The following is a 3,691-nucleotide window of genomic DNA, read 5'->3' as shown; positions in this document are numbered from 1 at the left end:
GAGTGAACGTCAAATAGATCCCACCTAGTAGTCAGATGGAAGCCTGTGTATGATAAATGAAGATTAAGACGTGCGAAAGGCATCAGGCAGGGAAGAAGAGCACGGCATGTATGGCTCCAGCGCTGCGGTGCTTGGAGGTCGGGTCGGGAAGTTGGGGCAACTGCTCGAACAGGTACATGAGGTACCGGAACGGATGTAGCCCGTTCTCCTTCACTGTTTCGATCAGGATCGATCGCTCACTACGGTTGTTGTCGATCTCTAGCCGCCCATCCTTCAAGAAGGCCGTTAACTTGTCCCACTGATTCAAGCAATTAACACCTTTCTATCCTAATTCCCATATTGTAGACTGTGCATGATATTAACCTATTCTTTAATGAGTTACCTGAGAAAATTATTTGGAAAGTAGGAGGAGAACATGTACGAACAATATTTAAAGCACTGTTGGTGTTATGAATACCCAGTTACTTTTATGGAACCAACATTTCAAATGTATACACCATCCGCAGTATCCCCAGCATATACAGCCCCAGTAAATGCCCCGATGTATGCACCATCCGTAGTATCTCCAGCATATAGAGCCTCAGTAAATGCTCCGATGTATGCACCATCCGCAGTAACTCCAGCGTATACAGCCCCAGTAAATGCTCCGATGTATGCACCATCCGCAGTAACTCCAGCGTATACAGTCCCAGTAAATGCTCCGATGTATGCACCATCTGCAGTATCTCCAGCGTATAAAGCCCCAACCACATATAGTGGACCGACGTATGCACCATCCGCCAAAAAGGAAATTGATACACAACTGCCTCCTTCAACAACAAGTCAAAAAAGAGTTTCTGTCACGGATTTCTTTTTCAAAGATAAATCATTTAATTTCGAAACGCTGCGTGCAGTTGGATTCGCGGTTGACAATGGCGCCGATCTCAACGAAGTGCTCTTGACCGCTGCTGCAATCCCGGAGGGTGATGAAGAAGCATGGATGAGGGAGTGGAAAGCTACCGCAGACCGTATTTATGAACGCGGCAAATATTCCTTCGATCATGGAGACAAGATCAGCGCACGGGAGGCGTTCTTGCGCGCTTCGGCCTACTATCGCAGCGCTGAATTTTACCGTCGCAAGGATCCCTTAAACGATCCGCACGTTCCCGAGCTGTTCGGTCTTTCTCGCGAGGCGTTTGTGAAGGCGGGCAAACTGTTGGATGGCCCCTTCAAGGAGATCTCCATCCCTTACGGCAAAGATAAGCTCCCCGGATACCTGCTCCTCGTGGACGACAGCGGTAAACCCCGGCCGACTCTCATTTATACGAATGGATTTGACTCGACGACAGAGGAAGGCTACTTCGTCATTGGCGCAGCCGCATTGCGGCGCGGTTTCAACGTGATCCTATATGACGGTCCCGGTACGGGACGCATGATCCGCGAGAAGAGAGTTCCCTTCCGTCCGGACTGGGAAGCAGTGCTCGGTCCTGTCATGGATTACGCTGAGACACGTCCTGAGGTCGACAAGTCCAAAATGGTACTATTTGGGTATAGCATGGGCGGATATCTGTGTGCTCGGACAGCGGCCTTTGATCATCGTCCGGCAGCCATCGTGCTCGATGATGGTATGACGAGCTTTTTCGCGACGTATCCTCCGCTTCCGGAATTCCTCGTTGAGTGGATCAAAGCCGGACGCGATGAGCAGGCGATACCCGTACTCGAATGGATCAAGAAACACGACACCTACGCCCGCTGGGCGCTGCAAAATGGTGTGTGGGTGTTTGGCACTTCGAACGAACCGGAATACATCCGTAAGAGCGGGCAGTTTGCCCTCACCACCGAAGACATGCACAAGATCAAGTCCCCCGCCCTAATTCTTGAGGGAGAGAACGACCTTGTGTTCAAGGGCCAGGCAAGCAAGCTTGCGTCCGAGCTAAAAGCTCCGCACAAGCATGTCGTGATGCGGCACGCTGATGGTGCAGGGGAGCACTGCCATATGGGAGCAATGCGTCTGCTTCATCAGACCATCTTCGACTGGCTCCACACGACCCTGGGAATCGTTAGTTGAGCAACATGAATATGGAGCAAAACAAAAAGGTGGTTACCTGTCTGAACAAAATGGTAACGACCTTTGTATTGAGGTTGGAGAAGCTAGAACAGTAGTAAATGCTGTATTCCTCTTAACGGCTGGGAGAGCATTGCCTTAACAGGGTAAGGGTCGGCGGTTCGATCCCGTCAGCGTTCACTATTTTTATATTCCCGCGGGGTGGAGCAGCCCGGTAGCTCGTCGGGCTCATAACCCGAAGGCCGCAGGATCAAATCCTGCCCCCGCAACCAATGGGGATGCTCAAAATGAGTATAACGAGGTTATTAATAAATTCCCAATTTAATCCATGCGTTTGCGGGTGGTGTCAGCTACGCTGGGATTACCCCATGATCCTGCATCATTGGTTGATAGATTCGATCACTAAGTATTGATGACATATGTATAAAAATCTCTATTTTATGAACATGTCTAGCCCTCTTTTTTAGTGGCTTGCCTATCTATTTCGAGAAATCCGGAGAAAAACGAAGAACGGCTCTTTCGCTTTTGATGCGAACAGAGCCGTTTTTTTATCATTGTTCCACGGAAGCAAAATCGGCTGTCAAGGCGTGGAATGGGGATCCAATCTCAAGCAGAAGGAGCTTAATGGTGGGTACGATAAAGATATCAGTGAGGTAATTCAAAAGCTAAAGACTATGAGTCCCGCGGAGCAAAAAGCATATCACGATAGAGTAAATCGGCGTAATGAAAGAGTCCAAAAGGTTGAGGAAGCCAGAAGATGGGGAAGTGTATAGAGCTGGAAAAGTAAGTGAGAAAAAGAAATCGAATCAATATCTCATTTACACGGAGTAGAATGTATGTTTCTTCACGGAGTAGAATGTATGGAAAAATTGTTCTGCACCTACCGCCATTCAGGAACTGCGATACAAGTGACAAAATGATTAGTGCCGTAGAAATTCGGTTGAGACGATGGCAACAATTGTTAAAGCAGGATGCCAATCAAACGTTTACAATTGAGAAACAGATGGGTTTATTTTCGGAGTTGTTATGTTTAAAGGAAATTGTTGCAGCTAAAGTGGGTATTAAACAAGCGGTAGTTTCCTGGGTTGGTCCTGAATTTGATAAGCAAGACTTTTTAATGGATAAAGCTGTAATAGAAGTGAAATCTCATCGAACATCCAAGGATGAGATCGTACATATTTCTTCACTTCAACAACTCCATAGTGAAAAAGAACCCTTGCTATTAATGTCTTATGCTTTAACATTTTCAGAAAATGGACTATCTGTTTATCAGACCTCAACATATTCAAGTTATTTGCGATTCAACTCTTCTCCCGTTAGTTTAATCATTGCGAGCTAAATTACGAATAATTAGTTCAATCGAGTCAGTAGTTGAATTCCAGTTAAAATGAGAGTGGCCGATATGAGATACAGCCAAATAAGCACACTGATGCATAAGCAATTCAAGCCCGAGTGTAGATGCATTTAAAATGGCCAAATGACTATCTGCATGAATTCTTAGTTGTTTTTCGAACTTCCAACTCTTCCATTTATCCCAAATTGACTCATCGTGGTCACTTATCATTGTTAATTCAAATTTCATTGGTCTGGTATGAGTAATTGCTTTTTTAATTTGCTTAATTTCTTTTCTTCCTAATGGATTAACTG

The 3,691-nt window shown here is 46.1% G+C and carries 3 protein-coding genes, 1 tRNA gene and 1 pseudogene; 3 read left to right on the top strand and 2 right to left on the bottom strand.

Annotated features, from left to right (window positions below):
• Window positions 1-63: 63 nt before the first annotated feature.
• Window positions 64-310 (bottom strand): annotated as a pseudogene (locus AC1DUA_RS28550) (IS66 family transposase); the annotation flags it as partial.
• 105 nt (window positions 311-415) lie between these two features.
• Between AC1DUA_RS28550 and AC1DUA_RS28545 the strand changes: the two are divergent.
• From AC1DUA_RS28545 to AC1DUA_RS28535, 3 genes are all read left to right on the top strand, one after another.
• A complete protein-coding gene (locus AC1DUA_RS28545) occupies window positions 416-2,047 on the top strand; it encodes an alpha/beta hydrolase family protein (RefSeq protein ID WP_477502973.1) in 1,632 nt (543 codons plus the stop codon).
• Between the two features lie 192 nt (window positions 2,048-2,239).
• A tRNA-Met gene (locus AC1DUA_RS28540) sits at window positions 2,240-2,316 on the top strand.
• Between the two features lie 560 nt (window positions 2,317-2,876).
• A complete protein-coding gene (locus AC1DUA_RS28535; RefSeq protein WP_477502974.1) occupies window positions 2,877-3,383 on the top strand; it encodes a PD-(D/E)XK motif protein in 507 nt (168 codons plus the stop codon).
• Here AC1DUA_RS28535 and AC1DUA_RS28530 read toward each other — a convergent pair.
• A partial coding sequence (locus tag AC1DUA_RS28530; protein ID WP_477502972.1) for a hypothetical protein occupies window positions 3,366-3,691 on the bottom strand: 326 nt, incomplete at its 5' end. The genes AC1DUA_RS28535 and AC1DUA_RS28530 overlap by 18 nt on opposite strands.

The organism is Paenibacillus sp. 01T422 (assembly GCF_056398785.1).
This window is presented reverse-complemented; position numbering and strand designations above follow the sequence as displayed.

Coding starts and splice junctions, on each gene's coding strand:
- AC1DUA_RS28545 (WP_477502973.1), top strand. CDS start 416: ATGTACGAACAATATTTAAAGCACTGTTGGTGTTATGAATACCCAGTT.
- AC1DUA_RS28535 (WP_477502974.1), top strand. CDS start 2,877: ATGTATGTTTCTTCACGGAGTAGAATGTATGGAAAAATTGTTCTGCAC.